At 72.9% G+C, this 16,006-nt stretch carries 16 protein-coding genes; 8 read left to right on the top strand and 8 right to left on the bottom strand.

Annotated features, from left to right (window positions below; all coding sequences use genetic code 11):
• Nucleotides 1–56: 56 nt before the first annotated feature.
• Together thyX and ABWI07_RS20790 are read right to left on the bottom strand one after the other, a co-directional pair.
• Entirely contained in the window at nt 57–854 is a 798-nt protein-coding gene (gene thyX / locus ABWI07_RS20795; protein WP_353819531.1) for an FAD-dependent thymidylate synthase, read from the bottom strand.
• A 92-nt stretch (nt 855–946) separates the two neighbouring features.
• Nucleotides 947–1,705, bottom strand: a complete 759-nt coding sequence (locus ABWI07_RS20790) for an SDR family NAD(P)-dependent oxidoreductase (protein ID WP_353819530.1) — start codon at nt 1,703–1,705, stop codon at nt 947–949.
• A gap of 60 nt (nt 1,706–1,765) precedes the next feature.
• Here ABWI07_RS20790 and ABWI07_RS20785 point away from each other — a divergent pair, with 60 nt between their 5' ends.
• From ABWI07_RS20785 to ABWI07_RS20770, 4 genes are all read left to right on the top strand, one after another.
• Complete coding sequence (locus ABWI07_RS20785) at nt 1,766–2,227, top strand: MarR family winged helix-turn-helix transcriptional regulator (RefSeq protein WP_353819529.1); 462 nt, start codon at nt 1,766–1,768, stop codon at nt 2,225–2,227.
• A 78-nt stretch (nt 2,228–2,305) separates the two neighbouring features.
• Nucleotides 2,306–4,354 (top strand): molybdopterin-containing oxidoreductase family protein, encoded by a 2,049-nt coding sequence (locus tag ABWI07_RS20780; protein WP_353819528.1) that lies wholly within the window; start codon nt 2,306–2,308, stop codon nt 4,352–4,354.
• Between the two features lie 60 nt (nt 4,355–4,414).
• Complete coding sequence (locus tag ABWI07_RS20775) at nt 4,415–4,933, top strand: DinB family protein (RefSeq protein ID WP_353819527.1); 519 nt, start codon at nt 4,415–4,417, stop codon at nt 4,931–4,933.
• A gap of 61 nt (nt 4,934–4,994) precedes the next feature.
• The gene (locus ABWI07_RS20770; RefSeq protein WP_353819526.1) at nt 4,995–5,816 is read left to right on the top strand and encodes a GrpB family protein; all 822 of its coding nucleotides are present in this window, start codon (nt 4,995–4,997) and stop codon (nt 5,814–5,816) included.
• A gap of 46 nt (nt 5,817–5,862) precedes the next feature.
• Here ABWI07_RS20770 and ABWI07_RS20765 read toward each other — a convergent pair whose 3' ends face one another.
• On the bottom strand, nt 5,863–6,264 hold the full coding sequence (locus ABWI07_RS20765; protein ID WP_200841788.1) for an NUDIX hydrolase: 402 nt from the start codon (nt 6,262–6,264) through the stop codon (nt 5,863–5,865).
• 73 nt (nt 6,265–6,337) lie between these two features.
• Here ABWI07_RS20765 and ABWI07_RS20760 point away from each other — a divergent pair, with 73 nt between their 5' ends.
• Nucleotides 6,338–7,591, top strand: a complete 1,254-nt coding sequence (locus ABWI07_RS20760; RefSeq protein ID WP_353819525.1) for a DUF1266 domain-containing protein — start codon at nt 6,338–6,340, stop codon at nt 7,589–7,591.
• 10 nt (nt 7,592–7,601) lie between these two features.
• On the opposite strand, the gene add is transcribed toward ABWI07_RS20760, so the two are convergent.
• Nucleotides 7,602–8,627, bottom strand: coding sequence for an adenosine deaminase (add, locus tag ABWI07_RS20755; protein WP_200841789.1), 1,026 nt, complete (start codon nt 8,625–8,627; stop codon nt 7,602–7,604).
• Nucleotides 8,628–8,725: 98 nt separating this feature from the next.
• Here add and ABWI07_RS20750 point away from each other — a divergent pair, with 98 nt between their 5' ends.
• Nucleotides 8,726–9,700 carry a helix-turn-helix transcriptional regulator gene (locus ABWI07_RS20750; RefSeq protein ID WP_353819524.1) on the top strand — a complete coding sequence of 325 codons (975 nt, stop codon included), beginning with the start codon at nt 8,726–8,728 and terminating at the stop codon, nt 9,698–9,700.
• Nucleotides 9,701–9,730: 30 nt separating this feature from the next.
• Here ABWI07_RS20750 and ABWI07_RS20745 read toward each other — a convergent pair whose 3' ends face one another.
• The 4 genes from ABWI07_RS20745 to ABWI07_RS20730 all read right to left on the bottom strand — a co-directional run bounded on the left by ABWI07_RS20745 (nt 9,731) and on the right by ABWI07_RS20730 (nt 13,766).
• Nucleotides 9,731–10,135, bottom strand: coding sequence for a ChaB family protein (locus ABWI07_RS20745; protein WP_353819523.1), 405 nt, complete (start codon nt 10,133–10,135; stop codon nt 9,731–9,733).
• A 73-nt stretch (nt 10,136–10,208) separates the two neighbouring features.
• Complete coding sequence (locus tag ABWI07_RS20740; protein WP_353819522.1) at nt 10,209–11,126, bottom strand: SDR family oxidoreductase; 918 nt, start codon at nt 11,124–11,126, stop codon at nt 10,209–10,211.
• Between the two features lie 69 nt (nt 11,127–11,195).
• A complete protein-coding gene (locus ABWI07_RS20735) occupies nt 11,196–11,342 on the bottom strand; it encodes a GPGG-motif small membrane protein (protein ID WP_165959128.1) in 147 nt (48 codons plus the stop codon).
• 258 nt (nt 11,343–11,600) lie between these two features.
• Nucleotides 11,601–13,766: an anthranilate synthase component I gene (locus ABWI07_RS20730; RefSeq protein WP_353819521.1), complete on the bottom strand. Its 2,166-nt coding sequence runs from the start codon at nt 13,764–13,766 to the stop codon at nt 11,601–11,603.
• Nucleotides 13,767–14,129: 363 nt separating this feature from the next.
• Here ABWI07_RS20730 and ABWI07_RS20725 point away from each other — a divergent pair, with 363 nt between their 5' ends.
• A complete protein-coding gene (locus ABWI07_RS20725) occupies nt 14,130–14,381 on the top strand; it encodes a DUF3311 domain-containing protein (RefSeq protein WP_149258649.1) in 252 nt (83 codons plus the stop codon).
• 4 nt (nt 14,382–14,385) lie between these two features.
• Complete coding sequence (gene mctP / locus ABWI07_RS20720) at nt 14,386–15,996, top strand: monocarboxylate uptake permease MctP (protein WP_353819520.1); 1,611 nt, start codon at nt 14,386–14,388, stop codon at nt 15,994–15,996.
• Nucleotides 15,997–16,006: the final 10 nt, after the last annotated feature.

Here is a 16,006-nt window from a genome sequence, read left to right as displayed (position 1 = left end):
CCCCAGGCGGGCCGGGCGCGCCTAGACCCGAGGCGGCCGGTGCGGGATGTGCGGGATCAGACCTTGCGCCACTGCGGCACCCAGGTGCCGTCCTCGACGACGTAGTCGCCGAACAGGTCCGGCGCCTCCGTGCGCATGACCTCGCCGATCTTGCCGAAGAGCAGCCGGATCTCCTCCTCCGCGCCGGGCGCGGTGCGGTTCTCCAGCGTGTGGCGAAGGGTCCGGACGTTGGCCGTCCAGACCAGGCCGGTGCCGACGCCCTCGGGGGCGAAGCGGCGCATGAACGAGGTCTTGTGCTTCTTCTCCTTGAACGGCACGCCCTCGTCGTCCAGCCCGAAGTGCGCGGCCATCCAGCCCTGGAACTCCTCCATCTGCTCCAGCATGGCGGTGGCGCGCTTCATCAGCTCGGTGTCCTCGCGGGCCCACTCGGGGAACCAGAACGGGATGTCCTGCAGCCGGACGAACCGCAGCGACTCCTGCGAGATGGCCACGCCGGGACGGTGCCGCACGAGCTCGTGGGTCAGCACCCGGCTCACGTTGTGCAGGACGAAGCTGAAGCTGACGTGCTCCAGCACCGAGCCGTGCAGGCTGCGCAGGATGTTCTCCAGGTACTGGCCGGAGTCGGTGCGGATCTTGGTGACATTGGGGTTGAGGCCCGGTTCCCAGGAGCGGTAGCAGAGCCGGCCCGCGAACTCGGCCAGGTTCTGCGGGTCGTTCAGCTCGTCGTCGAGCTCGCCGCGGTCGAGCCGCTCCAGCCAGCTCTCCCCGCCCACGTCCCGCAGGTACCGCGCGACCTCGTCGTAGTCCAGTTCGGGCCGCGCAACGAGGTACACCTCGGGCTCGACGCTCTTCACTCTCGTTCCCCCTACGTGCTCGTTTCCGTCGCTCCTTAGGAAACCACCCCGGCTCCCCCGCCGCGACACGGGGACCTGGGGGCGCCGAGCGGTCAGCGGGTCAGGTTCCGGCCCCCCGCCACGGAGAGGACCTCGCCGTTGACGTGCCCGTTCGCGGCCGAGCCGAGATAGGCCGCCGCCGAGGCGACGTCCTCGGGGGTGCAGATGCGGCGGGTCGGCGTCTTGGCGGCCTCGGAGTCGACGGCCTCCTGCCCGAGCCCGGCCGTGGTCAGCACCCGCTCGGTCAGGGTGAAGCCGGGGCGGACGACGTTGGTGAGGATTCCGTGCCGGGCCTCTCGGACTGCGAGCACCTTCGCGGCCGTCTCGAGCGCGCCCTTGGCCGCGGGGTAGGCCACACCGGCGGGCATCGGCTGGTCGACCACGTCGGAGGAGACCAGCACCAGCCGCCCCCACCCGGCACTCCTCATCCCGGGGAGGACGGCGTCGACCAGCGCCAGCGGCCCGACCGCGTTCGCGGTGAGGCCGTCCGCCAGGCTGTCCCACGTCTCCGGAGCCCACGTCGGCCAGGAGACGGCGTTGGCGATCAGGACCGCGATGCCGCCGAGCTCCCGCTCGACCTGGTCCACCGCCGACCGGATCGCCTCCTGATCGCGCTGGTCGATCCGGACCGCCGCCCCCTTCCCGCCCTCCTGGACGATCGAGTCGACGAGGGCGCGGGCGCTGTCCTCGCCGCGGTGCCAGCCCGCGGCCACCAGGGCGCCTTCCCGCGCGAACGCCCTCGCGACCGCGCCGCCGATGGCGCCGGACGCCCCCGTGACCAGGACGACGCGGCCCTCGAGTCCGAGATCCATTGCCCCTCCAATAGTTAGCCGACTATCTATTAGCCGACTATACACAAGTAGGGTGGAGGCGTGGATGCCGGCGAGGTGATGCGCGTCAACCGGGCGCTGAACAAGATGAGCAAGCTGTACCGCGCGGCGAAGGCGCGCAAGCTCGCCGCGCTCGGACTGCACCCGGGGCAGGACGTGCTGCTGTGGATCCTGGCGCAGGAACCCGAGGGGATGACGGTCTCGGAGCTGGCGGCGAGCCTCGGCATCGAGCCGCCCACCGCGACCCGCAGCCTGGCCAGGCTGGAGGGCGGCGGATGGTTCCGGCGCGAGGCGGTCCCGGCCGATCGCCGCCAGGTCCGGATCGTGGTCACGGAGGCCGGGCACGAACTCGTGCCCGGCATCGAACGGGCATGGGCGGAGCTCGCCGAAGAGGCCATGGGAGAGGCGGGCGCGGACGAGCGCGAGGCCGCGCTCACCGCCCTTGAGCGCGCCAATGACCGGCTGCGAGGCCTCGTCGGAGAAGGCGTCCTCGCAGAGGAATGAGCCCTGCCGCTCCGTCGTGCCTGGGCACGGCGGGGTGTGGCGCAGACTTGAGAAATTCGTCCAGCTTGGGGAGGTCCGATGCCATCGGAGTCGACCGTGCTCGGAGCCTGTCCGCTGGACTGCCCCGACGGGTGCTCATGGGTCGTCACCGTGCGGGACGGGACCGCCGTCCGGCTGCGCGGCAACCCCGACCACCCGTACACGCGCGGGGCCCTGTGCGCGAAGGTGAACCGGTGGCTGGAGCGCGCCGCACAGCCGGACCGCATCCTGCATCCGCTGCGCCGGGTGGGCGCCAAGGGCGAGGGGCGGTTCGAGCGCATCGGCTGGGACGAGGCGCTCGACGAGATCGCCGCGCGGCTGGAGGACGTCGTCCGAGAGCACGGCGGAGAGGCGGTCTGGCCCTACTGGGGGACGGGGACGCTCGGCTACCTCCAGGGCCTCGAAGGCTATTCGGGCCGGCGGTTCTTCAACGCGCTCGGCGCCTCGGCCCACGACGCCAACATCTGCTCGGCGGCGGGCAACGCCGGGATGGCCGAGGCGGTCGGCTCGCCCGGCGGCATGGACCCCGAGGACCTCGCGCACGCCCGGCTGGTCCTGCTGTGGGGGACGAACCCCCTGACGAGCGGCCACCACGTGTGGAAGTTCGTCCAGGACGCGCGGAAGGCGGGCGCGCACCTGGTCGCGATCGATCCGGTGCGGACCCGGACCGCGCGCCAGGCCGACGAGCACCTGGCGCCCCTGCCCGGCACGGACGGCGCGCTCGCGCTCGGCCTGCTCAACGTCATCGTGGGCCTCGGCGGGCAGGACGTCGGCTTCCTGGCCCGCCGCACGCTCGGCTGGGACGAGTTCGCCGCCCGGATCGCCGAGTACACCCCGGACCGGGCCGCGCGCATCACCGGCGTCCCGGCGGACCGCATCGTCGCGCTCGGCGAGCGGATCGCCCGCACCCGCCCCACCGCCATCCGGGCGACGCAGGGCCTCCAGCGGCACTCCGGCGGCGGGGCCGCCCTGCGGCTGATCTCCGCCATCCCGGCCGTGACCGGCGACTGGGCGCGGCGCGGCGGCGGGGTCGCGTTCTCCACGTCCGGGCACGTGAAGCTGAACAAGGCCGCGCTGTGGCGGGACGACCTGCGCCCCGGCCCGGTGCGGACGCTGTCGATGAGCCGGCTGGGCGAGGGCCTGCTGGACGTCCAGGACCCGCCGGTCAAGGCCCTGTTCGTCATCGCGGCGAACCCCGTCGGCAGCACCCCGCACCAGAACAAGGTGCGCAGGGGTCTGGCCCGCGACGACCTGTTCACCGTGGTCCTGGAGCAGTTCCCGACCGACACCGCGGACTACGCCGACATCGTGCTGCCCGCGACGGCCCAGCACGAGCACGCCGACCTGCACGAGGGCTACGGGCACCTGTACCTGACGTGGAACGAGCCAGCGGTGGCGCCGCCCGGCGAGTGCCTGCCGACGACCGAGACCTTCCGCCGGCTGGCGCGCCGGATGGGCCTGGAAGAGCCGGCCCTCTACGACTCCGACGAGAGCCTCGCCGAGCAGCTGCTGGCCTCGGACCACCCGTGGATGGCCCGGATCACGCTGGACCGGCTCCGCAAGGAGGGGTTCGTGCGCATGTCGGTCCCGGACCCGTTCCTGCCGTACGCCGACGGCTTCCCCACCCCGTCGGGGCGGTTCGAGTTCCGCTCCCCCGCCGCCGGGCTCGCCGGATACGTCCCGCCCGCGGAGGTCGCCGACGCCGAGCGGGCCGAGAGGTACCCGCTCGCCCTGGTCTCGGCGGCGTCGCACGAGTTCCTCAACACCCAGTTCGCCAACAACCCGGAGCTGAGGCGCCGCTCGGGCGGCCTCACCGTCCGCCTCCACGAGGACGACGCGAGGGCGCGGGGCCTGGGCGACGGCCAGCGCGTCACGGTCGCCAACGACCGGGGCGCCTTCGAGGCCGTCCTGAAGGTCACCGACGAGGTCCGCCCCGGCGTGGCGGCGACCGCCAAGGGCCACTGGGCCAAGCTCTCCGGCGGCGCCAACCCCAACGCCGTCGTCGACGAGCGCGACACCGACCTCGGCGGCGGCCCCGTCTTCCACGACACCCGCGTAGAGATCACCGCGATCCCGCCCGGGTCGTGAGCGCCGCGGAGGCGATATTCCGTGGACCACCGGCTCGCCCGTGGGAGAGGATTTGCGCCCATGGCTTGGACTGCACCCGCCGTGGAGCGCGGCGACTTCCCCACCAGCGGCGGCGAGCGCGCGTCCCTGGAGGAGTACCTGGACTTCCACCGTGCGACCCTGATGCTCAAGTGCGGCGGGCTGACCGGTGAGCAACTCGCGTCGAGGCCGCTGCCGACCACGGGCCTGACCCTGCTCGGGCTCGTTCGGCACCTCGCGGAGAACGAGCGCTGGTGGTTCCGTCGCAGGTTCGGCAAGCAGGACACGCTAGGGGACCTGTACTGCTCGGAGGAGCACCCCGACGGCGACTTCGACCTCGGCACCGCCGCCGGCGCGCAGGAGGACTTCGCCGTCTACGCGCGGGAGGTCGAGCTGGCCCGGCAGACCACGAGGGACCGGTCCCTGGACGAGGAGTTCCCGGGCAGGGACGGCACGCTGACGCTGCGCTGGGCCTACCTCCACATGATCGAGGAGTACGCCCGCCACAACGGCCACGCCGACCTCCTCCGCGAGGCCATCGACGGCTCCACCGGCGAATGAGAAGCCCGCGACGACAACGCCCGCAAAAGGCACGCCGCCGAAACGCCCCGAAGGAGGCGGCGTGCTCAAGGTAGCCGTCACCGGCCCCGACGACATCGCCGTGCGGCACGTATTCGAGCGGCTGGAAGAACTCGCGGCCGACGAGTCCGCCGCCGTCAGGGTGACCCGGCCCTCCGCCACCGAGGCGGCCTCCTGCCATCTGGTGATCGGCGTGGACGGCGCCGACGACCCGAAAGTGGACGCCTGGGTCCCGGGAGCCGGTGGACGGGAGGAGATCGACGACCTGTGGCGCCGGCGGATCGCGCCGTTCGCGCTCAATCTCGCCCGGCGCAGGCGCGCCCCCCGGCTCCAGAAGGCGGTGGTGGTCGACCCCGATCCGTCCTGGCCTGCTCAGGCGGACCGACTCATGAGACGGCTCGCCGCGGTGCTGGGAGACCGCGCCCGGCGGATCGACCACATCGGGTCGACCTCGGTGGCCGGGTTGCCGGCCAAGAACATCATCGACCTCCAGGTCGTGGTGGATGACCTGGATGTCGCGGTCGCCTGTGCCGCGGCGAGTCACGACGCAGGGTTCGTCCATGTCGTCGGCCCGTTCTATGGCATCGACCGGCACGGGGCCCACCACGACGAGCAGGTCGCGGTGGACGCCGATCCGTGCCGGCCGGCCAACGTCCACTTCCATCCCGCCGCGTCGCCGCTGTGGCGGGAGATGCTGCTGCTCCGGGACTGGCTCCGCGCCGACGAGGGCCACCGGGAGGAGTACGCGTCGCTGAAACGCGCGCTGGCCGGGCGGACGGATCACGACGTCGACGACTACGGCCGCGACAAGATGCCGTGGATCGGTCGGGCCCTCAAGCGGGCCGAGGGCTGGGCGTGCCGTTGACGGCGGTCGGGGTCGATTGGTCGGGCTGGGGCCCGCCCCGGCGGGGTCAGTGGAGGCGGCCGGTCTCGTGGAGGTGGTCGAAGATGATCTGGTCGACCGGGGACACCCGGGCGCGGTCGGCGTGGGTCAGCCAGACGACCTCGGCGATCTCGCTGGACGGCGTCGGGCTGCCCTGGTGGTCGGCGGTGTAGCAGGTCATCCGGACGGTGACGCCTTCGGCGTGGCCGTGCGCCTGGGCCTGGAAGGTGCCCAGGTGCGCGGCGGTGGCGGGGACGATCGCGACGGCGAGCTCCTCGTCGATCTCCCTGACCAGGGTGTCGAGGTCGCTCTCGCCGGGTTCGCGCTTGCCTCCGGGCAGGTAGTAGACGTCCTTGCCCCGCGATCGGGTGCTGAGGATCCTGCCGTCCTCGAGGTGGATCCAGGCGATCTTGTCGATGAGGGTGCTCACCGGTCCATCCTGTCGTGCCGCGAAGGCGGGTGTCATGATCTTCGCGGCCGGTACGGTGTGGCCGGGAGGGATCATGACGTTTCAGGGCGATGCCGGGGCGCTCGAACGTGCCAGGAAGTACGAGCGGCAGGGGCGGGCCGAGGAGGCCGCGGCCGCCTACGCCGGCGCCGCCGAGGCCATGGAGGCGCGCGGCGACCGGGCGTCCGCCGCGGCGGCGCGGGCCCGGTACGCGCGGGCGCTCGCGGCCGCGGGACGGACCGGCGAGGCCCAGCGCGTCCTCGACGTCCTCGACCGGGCGGCCGCGTCGCTGCCCGCCGGGGTCCGGGCGGGCCTGGACGCGCAGGCGGCGCACGTCCTGGCCGCCGCGGGGCGGACCGGCGAGGCGGCGCGGCGGGCCTGGGCGGCGATGTCGGCGTTCGGGGCGTCGCAGGACCCCAAGCGCGCCGGCGCGGCCGGCGTCCACGCCGCGCGGCTGATCCTGAAGGACGCGGGGCCGCGCGGGGCGCTGCGTCCGCTGCGCGAGCTGCTGGCGCAGATGCCGCCCGGCGGCGAGGCGTACGGGCAGGTCGCGAGCCTGCTCGCGGACGCCGAGCGGCGCCCCGACCGCGACCACGACATCCTCGTCACCGACCCGGACGGCGCCGCGTGGGGACGGCTCGCCGCGGCCCTCGCCGTGGGCGCGCACCTGGCCGTCGGGAACGGCGTCGCCTGGAACACGCTCGCCGGCGACGACGGGAGCTCCCGCGACGACCGGGGGCTGCTGGAGCGCGACTGGGGCATCACCGACACCGAGGGCTGGCGCGAGCAGATGGACGCGCTGCTCGACGCCCGCAACAGCGACCCGGCGATCCAGATGGTGCTCGACCGGCGCGGGAGGGGCACCGACCGGAGGGCGTGGGAGGACGCGATCGTCGCCTGGTGCCGGGAGCGCGACATCGCCGAGCCGACCGTCCGGGAGGTCGTGGAGCTGTCCGGGACGGTCCTGCGCTACGAGGCGCGGTTCCGGGCGGACGGCCTCCTCCCGCCGGACGGCCGGGTCGAGAGCGTCTACGGCTACGACTTCGGGCGCGCGGTGAACATGGCCCGCTGGGGCCTGAACGCCGGGTACTGCGACGCCGAGGAGGCCGAGAAGTGCGTCCTCACGGCGGGGCACCGCGCCCACCAGGTGTACGCGTCGTGGCGGGAGTTCTCCGCCGGGTACGTCCTCGGCCGGATGCTGCGGTTCGACGAGGGCGAGTTCGGCGAGTGGTACGAGCGCTCCCTCACCGGCCACCGCGTCCTCGCCGAGGACCCCGGCAGCCCGTGGCGGCGCATGGCCTGGGGCTGAACCGCCGGGCTCAGCCCAGCGCGTCGATGTCGGCGATGACCGCCTTGCGTCCCTCGCCGTCCAGCGACGAGGCCTCCACGGCGTTGCGGGCCAGGGACGCCAGTTCGGCGCGGCCGAGCCCGAACGCCTCGGCGGCGACGCGGTACTCGCCGGTGAGGGTCGTGTTGAACATCGGCGGGTCGTCGCTGTTCAGGGTGACGAACAGCCCCTCCTCCAGCATCCGCGGCAGCGGGTGCGCGGCGAGGTCGGCGACCTGGCCGGTGCAGACGTTGGAGGTCGGGCACACCTCCAGCGGCAGCTGCGTCTCGCGCAGGTGGGCGACGAGGCGGGGGTCGTCCAGGCAGCTGGTGCCGTGGCCGATGCGCTCGGCGCCGAGGCCCTCCAGGGCCTCCCAGATCGTCTCCGGGCCGGTCATCTCCCCCGCGTGCGGGAGGCTGCGCAGCCCGGCGGCGCGGGCCGCGGCGAACGCGTCGCGGAACGCGTCCCGGTGCGGCGGGCGGCACTGCTCGATGCCGCCGATCCCGAACCCGACGAGCGCCTCCGGCGGATGCCGCAGGGCGTGGTCGAGGGTGCCGCGGGCGCCGTCGGCGCCGAACTCGCCCGGGATGTCGAAGATGTAGGCGACGCGGATGCCGAGCCGGTCGCGGGCCTCGCGGGCGGCGAGGTCGAGCGCCTCGGTCACCGCGGGCATCGGCATGCCGGCCCGCTGGTGGGTGTAGGGCGTGACGGTCAGCTCGACGTACCGGACGTTCTGCGCGGCGAGGTCGCGGGCGACGCCGGACACGAGGGTGCCGACGTCCTCGGGCGTCCGGACCAGGCTGGACACCGACTCGTACACCTCGGCGAAGTGCGGGAAGTCGCGGAACTCGTAGAAGGCGCGCAGCTCGCGCTCGTCGACGGGGACGGGCCCGTCCGGGTGGCGGCGGGCGAGCTCCAGGACGGTCGGGACGGAGGCGGAGCCCACGAGGTGGACGTGGAGCTCGACCTTCGGGAGGGCGTCGATGAACGCCGCGATGCTGGTGTTGTCGGTAGGCACGCCGCGAAGCTAACAGCGATCCGACCTGCCGGAACAGGCGAACCCGCCGAACCTCCCACGAAATTGTCAGAAACCCCTCCGTTCGGCAGGATGGTCCCGTGCGCGCCGCCCGACTGATCTCCGCCGTGCTCCTGCTGCAGTCGCGGGAGACGATGACGGCCGGCGAGCTGGCCCGCGAGCTCGAGGTGTCCGAGCGCACCGTGTACCGGGACATGGAGGCGCTGTCGGCGGCCGGGGTGCCGGTCTACGCCGACCAGGGCCGCGGCGGCGGGTACCGGCTGCTCGGCGGGTACCGGACGCGGCTCACCGGCCTCACCCGCGAGGAGGCCGAGGCGCTGTTCCTGTCCGGGCTCCCCGGCCCGGCCGGGGACATGGGGCGGGCCGACGCGCTCGCGGCGGCCGAGCTGAAGGTCCTCGCCGCGCTGCCGAGGGCGCTGCGGGACGCGCCCGCCCGCGCGAACCAGCGGTTCCACCTCGACGCGCCGGGCTGGTTCGGCGAGAGCGGGCCGCCGCCGCTGCTGCGCGACCTCGCCCGCGCCGTGTGGGACGACGAGACCGTGGAGCTGCGCTACCGCCGCAAGGGCTCCGAGGTCGTCCGGACGGCCGAGCCGCACGGGCTCGTCCTCAAGAACGGCACCTGGTACCTGGTCGCGCGGGTCGGCGGCGCGCACCGCACCTACCGGGTGGACCGCGTCGCCGCCGTCCGCCCCACCGGGGAGTTCTTCCAGCGCGACGAGGACTTCGACCTCGCGGAGCACTGGCGCGGGCAGGCCGCCGCCTTCGTGCGGTCGATGCTGCGCGAGGAGGCCACGGTGCGCCTGTCCCCCGCCGGCATGCGGATCCTGCGGTACGCCGTCCAGCCGCACGCGGCCCAGGAGGCGGCCGCGGCCGCCGGCGAGCCCGACGAGCGGGGATGGGTGGTGACGACGCTGCCGGTCGAGTCGACGGTCGTCGCGGCGTCCGAGCTGATGCGGCTCGGGGCGGAGGTCGAGGTGCTCGCGCCGCCGGAGCTGCGGGAGCGGATGGCCGACAACGCCGCCCGGCTCGCGGAGCTGTACCTGCCGGCGGACTAGCCGCCGCGGACGCGGCCCCGCCGGCGGCGGCTAGTCCTGCTTGCGGGCGATCGCCTCCGCCAGCTCCGCCTTGGTCATCTTCGAGCGGCCCTGGACGTCGAGGTCGGCGGCGCGCTCGTACAGCTCCCGCTTGCTGCTGCCCTCGTAGTCCACGCCGCCGAAGCTCCTGCCCTTGCCGCGGCGCGCGTCGGGGTTCTTCGCCCGCGGGTCCGACGGCCCCTTGCGCCCCTTCGGCACCCACCGGTCGCCGCGCTTCTCGAACTTGTGCTTGAGCGCCGAGTAGGCGGTGCGGTGCGCCCGCTCCCCCTCGCCGTAGGTCTCGACGGCGGAGTCGTGGGCCTTGGCGAAGGTCTCCTGGGCCTCCTTCGGAGAGCGCTGGAGCGTGCCGGGAAGCTCACCCTTGCGCGGCTCGCCGCTCTTGTTCGTCATCGGCATGGCTCCTCCTTTCGCCTCTCTCCACGCCGATAACCGGTCAGCGCGCCCTCAAACCGGCGGCCGGGCCCCGCCGCTACCGGTAGCCGGTGACGTCGGCGGGAAGGCCCGCGCCCTGGACCTCGACGATGTAGCGCCAGGCGTCGGGGCGGCTGCCGTCCACGTCGGTGAACCCGTAGACCTGGGCGAGGCCGCCGCTGGACAGCGACGCCCCGTTCCAGCGGGCCCGGTCGGGATCGGCGGCGAGGGCCGCGACGGCGCGTCCCACGAACGCCGGCGTCTCGGAGATCGCGAAGTGCGGGGTCGTCTTCGTGGCGTCGAGCCAGTTCTCCTCGGTGACGCCGTAGTTGTCGAGCATCGCCTCGGAGCGGAGCCATCCCGGCGTCAGCGAGACGGCCGTCGCGCCGTACGGGGCGATCTCCACCGACTGGGCGAGCGCCATCCGGATGACGGCGCTCTTGGCGAGGTCGTAGAACAGGCCGCATTCCTTGCGGTAGGCCGCGTTGTACTCGGCGGTCCCGTCGGTGACCTCCACGACCAGCCCGCCGGGCTCGCGGATCAGCAGCGGCAGGGCGTGGTGGCTGGTGATGGCGTGGGTGTCGACGGCCAGCCTGAGCATGTGCAGGCCGTCCTCCAGGGACTGCTCCCACAGCGGCTTGCCGAACTGGAAGAGGCGGTCGCCGCCCCACACGTCGTTGACGAGGACGTCCAGCCGGCCGCGCTCCTCGTCGATGCGGCGGACGAGGGCGGCGACCCGCGCCGGGTCGAGGTGGTCGACCTGGACGGCGACGCCCTCGCCGCCCGCGGCGGTGACCAGCTCGGCGGTCTCCTCGATCGTCTCGGGACGGTCCATCTCCGACCGGTGGGTCCGGGTGGACCGTCCCGTCACGTACACGGTCGCGCCCGCGGCGCCGAGCTGGACGGCGATGCCCCGTCCGGCCCCGCGCGTGGCGCCCGCGACCAGTGCGGTCTTTCCCTTCAGTGCACGGCTCATGGGGACGATGCTGGCACCGAAACCTGACAGGTCACGTCAGGGTTTCGTCCCGGTCGGCCGCGTTTTCGGTCAGGTGAAGATGCTCACCCCGCCGGGCCCGACGAGCAGCCCGACGACGATGAGGACGATCCCCCACAGCAGGTCGCGCCGCGCGAGGATCACGTAGATGCCGGCGATCACCAGGATGACCGCGATGAGCCACAGGATTGTCATCATGGCCCCCGGCGTCCCCCCAGAGAACGCCAAGAAACCACCATCTCGTTGTGGATGACCGAATTACCCGTTTTGGTGTCGGGGGGAGGACGGGCCTCCCCCCGACGCCGGGATAACGGCGATCACCCGCGGCGCGGAAGGCGGCGCGGTGTGGCCGGGGACAAGTCTTCCGTCGCGGCGGGGGCCGCGACAGGAACCTCAGGACCAATTCCCGCCAAGGATTCCTAGTGCTTCGGAACTAGTGGGCCCCGTCCCAGGTCCTCAGCCCTGGGGACGGCACAGGCGCAGGACGTTGGCGACGATGCGGTGCCCGGCGCCCCCGGCCGCGGTGAGGATCGACTCCGGATGGAACTGGACGGCCCAGCGCCGCCGCTCGGGGTCCTCGATCGCCATGACGACGTCCCCGGTCAGCGCCGTGACCTGGAACCCCTTCACCCCGTCGGGCGTGGCGTGCAGCGAGTGGTAGCGGGCGGCGGTGAAGTCGTCCGGCAGCCCCTCGAACAGCTCGCCGCCCGTCACCTTCACCTGGCCCGGCTTGCCGTGGGACGGCTCCGGCAGCAGCGCCAGCTCGCCGCCCGCGTGCTCGACCATCGCCTGCAGCCCGAGGCACACGCCGAAGACCGGCAGGCCCCGGGCGCCCAGCTCGTCCAGCAGCGCGCGGGTGCCGAAGTCCTGCGGGCGCCCGGGCCCCGGCGACAGCACCACCAGGTCGGGCGCGTACTCGTCCAGCATCCGCACCGGGAAGCCGTGCCGGAGGGTCACCACGGAGGCGCCGTGCTGCCGGAAGTAGTCGGCGAGGGTGTTGACGAACGAGTCCTCGTGGTCGACCAGCAGGACCGTGAGGCCCTCGCCCGGCTGCGCGGGGGGCGGGGCCTCCTGCGGCGCGGCGGTCCCGGCCCCCTTCCGCGCGGCGGCGAGCGCGCTCAGCAGCGCGCTGGCCTTGAGGTGCGTCTCGCGCTCCTCCTCGTCCGGGTCGGAGTCGTAGAGCAGCGTGGCCCCGGCCCGGACGGTGGCGACGCCGTCGCGGATCTGCGCGGTCCGCAGCGTGAGGCCGGTGTTCATCGAGCCGTCGAAGCCGACGAAGCCGACCGCGCCGCCGTACCAGCGGCGGGGCGAGTCCTCGTGGTCCTCGATGAACTGCATCGCCCACGCCTTGGGCGCCCCGGTGACCGTCACCGCCCACATGTGGGTGAGGAAGGCGTCGAGCGCGTCGAAGCCCGGCCGCAGCCGCCCCTCGATGTGGTCGACGGTGTGGATCAGGCGGGAGTAGATCTCGATCTGCCGGCGGCCGAGGACGCGCACGCTGCCGGGCACGCAGATCCGCGACTTGTCGTTGCGGTCCACGTCGGTGCACATGGTCAGCTCGGACTCGTCCTTCGCCGAGGACAGGATCGTGCGGATCTGCTCGGCGTCCTCCAGGGGGTCGCCGCCGCGCCTGATGGTCCCCGCGATCGGGCACGTCTCGACGCGGTCGCCGCTGACCCGGACGAACATCTCCGGCGACGCGCCGACCAGGAACTCGCCCTCGCCGAGGTTGAACAGGAACTCGTACGGCGCCGGATTGGACTCGCGTAGCCGCTCGAAGAACGCCGCGGGCGCGTCGCAGCGCCCGTACATCGCGTGGCCCGGCGTGACCTCGAACAGGTCGCCCCTGACGAACTTCTCCTTGGCGTCGCGCACCATCTGCGCGTACACGCCGGGGACGGGCTGCGGCGGGAGGTCCCCGCGCCGCCGCACCGGCGTCGCCCCGGTGTCGCGCGGCAGCCCCGCGGTGCCCGCCCCGCCCACCTCGAACTCGTAGGAGATCCGGTGCGAGGTCTCGCGCTTGCGGTCGACGACGACCATCTCGTCGGGCAGGTGCAGGACGAGGTCGCGCTGGTCGTCAGGTCGCTCCAGCCGGGTCCGCAGCGGCTCGAACTGCAGCGACAGGTCGTACCCGAACGCCCCGTAGAGGCCGAGGTGGGGGTCGTCGCAGCGGAACAGGTCGACGACGGCGCGCAGCGCGCTGAAGACGGTCGGCCGTCGGCTGCGCTCCTCCTCGGCGAAGAACTCCTCCGACTCGGGGACGAAGAGCTCGAACAGCCCGGGCTCGTCGGCCCGCACCTCGCCGGCGGCGCGCAGCGCGCCCGCCAGGGCCGGCAGCAGGACCCGGCCGCGCCCGTTCAGCGGCCGGACGGCGACCGTCCGGCCGCGTGCGACGATCTCCAGGCAGGGGTCGGCGTAGGCCATGTGCCAGCGGCTGTAGCGGCCCGGGTACTCCATGCCGGAGCTGAGCACGCCGCCGCGCCGCTCCCCCACGGCGGCGACGAGGGCGTTCAGCACATCGGACTTGCGCTCGGAGTCGACCGGGGTCGCCGTACGGCTCACCCGTACTCCCCCGGCCGTGACGAACTCGCTGGTCAGCGGCTGTCGTGAGACGGTCTCCACCGCGGTGGCCCCTCATGTCGGGCCCCCACCGGGCGGCGAAAACGCGAAACGACCGCCGGGTGAGGGCGGTCGCCTGGTCTGGAACATGCGCGAACCGGCACCGCCTCAGCGGCGCCACCACCACCGGGAGGCTGGGGTTCGCATGCGGCGAGGTTACCACGGACGCATGCGCGAGGGTCTGCTCGCACGCGGAGACCGGCTCCTACCTGGCCCTTCCTGAGCTGGAACGATCCATCGAACTCGTGCCGAAGCCGATATCAGGCTGTGACCAGCGGGTGTGTAGGCTCGCCCGGCCGCACCCCCGGCACGGTGCCGCCTCGCGATCCGGGCGGGCCGTGCGCGGGCAAGACGAGGAGGACCCCCATGACTCCCGACGACTCCCGGGAACCGACTCCGACCCAGCCCCCGCCGCCGGGCTCCGACCGCACCGATCGGAGTCCGTGGAACTGGCTGCTGATCATCCCCGTGGCGATCCCGCTGCTCACCCTGCTCTACAACAGCGACAAGCCCCGCCTCGCGGGCTTTCCCGCCTTCTACTGGATCCAGCTGGCCTTCATCCCGCTGGGCGTCGCCTGCACCGTCCTCGTGTACCAGATGACGAAGAAGCGGGGCTGAGCCGATGGCACGCGACCACCTCACCGAGATCATCGTATTCGCGGTCCTGTTCCTGCTGGTCAGCGGGATGGGCTTCGTCGCCGCCCGGTGGCGGCGGCCCGACTCCATGCACAGCCTGGACGAGTGGGGCCTGGGCGGCCGCAGCTTCGGCAGCTGGATCACCTGGTTCCTGATCGGCGGCGACCTCTACACCGCCTACACGTTCGTGGCCGTCCCGGCCCTGGTGTTCGGCGCGGGCGCGGCCGGCTTCTTCGCCGTCCCGTACACGATCGTGGTGTACCCGCTGGTGTTCCTGGTCCTGATCAAGCTCTGGTCGGTCTCGCACGTGCACGGCTTCGTGACGCCGGCCGACTTCGTCCGGGCCCGGTTCGGCTCCCCGACACTGGCGCTCGTCGTCGCGATCACCGGCATCGTCGCCACGATGCCCTACATCGCGCTGCAGCTGGTCGGCATCGAGGCGGTGCTGAAGGCGATGGGCGTGAACGGGCACTGGCCGATCATCATCGCGTTCGTGATCCTGGCCGCCTACACCTACCAGTCCGGGCTGCGCGCGCCCGCGCTGATCGCCTTCGTCAAGGACGTGCTGATCTACCTGGTCATCATCGTCGCGGTGCTGTACATCCCGGCCAAGCTCGGCGGCTGGGGCGACATCTTCGACGCCGCCAAGGCCAAGTTCGACAAGACGCCCGCGCCCGGCGACGGCATCACCATCGCCGGAAGCGGCCAGCTCAACTACGCGATGCTGGCGCTCGGCTCGGCGATGGCGCTGTTCCTCTACCCGCACAGCATCACCGGCGTGCTGGCCAGCAAGAACCGCAACGTGATCAAGCGCAACATGGCGGCGCTGCCCGCCTACAGCTTCGTGCTGGGCCTGATCGCGCTGCTCGGCTACATGGCCATCGCCGCGGGCGTGAAGCCGGTCAGCACGGGCGGCAAGCCCGACACCAACACCGTGGTCCCGCTGCTGTTCGACCACATGTTCCCCGACTGGTTCGCCGGCGTGGCGTTCGCCGCCGTCGGCATCGGCGCGCTGGTCCCGGCCGCGATCATGTCGATCGCGGCGGCGAACCTGTTCACCCGCAACATCTACAAGGAGTACATCAAGCGGGACGCCACCGCGAAGCAGGAGGCCACGGTCAGCAAGCTGGTCTCGCTGATCGTCAAGGCGGGCGCGGTCCTGTGCATCCTCGCGCTCGACCCCGAGTTCTCCATCGACCTGCAGCTCATCGGCGGCGTCATCATCCTGCAGACCCTCCCGGCCGTCGGGCTCGGCCTGCTCACCCGCTGGTTCCATCGCGGCGCCCTCATCGCCGGCTGGGCCGCCGGCATGGCGGCGGGCCTGTGGATGCTGTACCAGATCCCGAACCCGGTGAAGGGCAAGGAGCACTTCGGCGGTTCGGCCTACCCGCTGAGCGACCTCGGCCTGGACACCAAGACGACGATCTACACCGGCATGCTGGCGCTCGCCGTCAACGTGGTGGTCGCGGTCGCCGGCACCCTGGTCTGCCGGGCGGCCAAGCTCGCGGACGGCGAGGACGCCACGCGCGCGGCGGACTACCTCGCCGACGAGGGCGACCCGAGGGTCAAGGACCTGGAGCTCAGCTCCAGCACCTGATCCCGCCCGG

It is taken from the genome of Actinomadura sp. NPDC000600, assembly GCF_040492135.1.
Lineage (GTDB): Bacteria > Actinomycetota > Actinomycetes > Streptosporangiales > Streptosporangiaceae > Spirillospora.
The sequence above is the reverse complement of the archived record's forward strand: the minus strand, read 5'-3'. Positions and strand labels throughout refer to the sequence as shown.

Excerpts from the sequence above, each read along its gene's own strand:
- ABWI07_RS20790 (WP_353819530.1), bottom strand. The coding sequence starts at position 1,705 with ATGGATCTCGGACTCGAGGGCCGCGTCGTCCTGGTCACGGGGGCGTCC.
- ABWI07_RS20780 (WP_353819528.1), top strand. The coding sequence starts at position 2,306 with ATGCCATCGGAGTCGACCGTGCTCGGAGCCTGTCCGCTGGACTGCCCC.
- ABWI07_RS20775 (WP_353819527.1), top strand. The coding sequence starts at position 4,415 with ATGGCTTGGACTGCACCCGCCGTGGAGCGCGGCGACTTCCCCACCAGC.
- ABWI07_RS20760 (WP_353819525.1), top strand. The coding sequence starts at position 6,338 with ATGACGTTTCAGGGCGATGCCGGGGCGCTCGAACGTGCCAGGAAGTAC.
- ABWI07_RS20745 (WP_353819523.1), bottom strand. The coding sequence starts at position 10,135 with ATGCCGATGACGAACAAGAGCGGCGAGCCGCGCAAGGGTGAGCTTCCC.
- ABWI07_RS20740 (WP_353819522.1), bottom strand. The coding sequence starts at position 11,126 with ATGAGCCGTGCACTGAAGGGAAAGACCGCACTGGTCGCGGGCGCCACG.
- ABWI07_RS20735 (WP_165959128.1), bottom strand. The coding sequence starts at position 11,342 with ATGATGACAATCCTGTGGCTCATCGCGGTCATCCTGGTGATCGCCGGC.
- ABWI07_RS20725 (WP_149258649.1), top strand. The coding sequence starts at position 14,130 with ATGACTCCCGACGACTCCCGGGAACCGACTCCGACCCAGCCCCCGCCG.
- mctP (WP_353819520.1), top strand. The coding sequence starts at position 14,386 with ATGGCACGCGACCACCTCACCGAGATCATCGTATTCGCGGTCCTGTTC.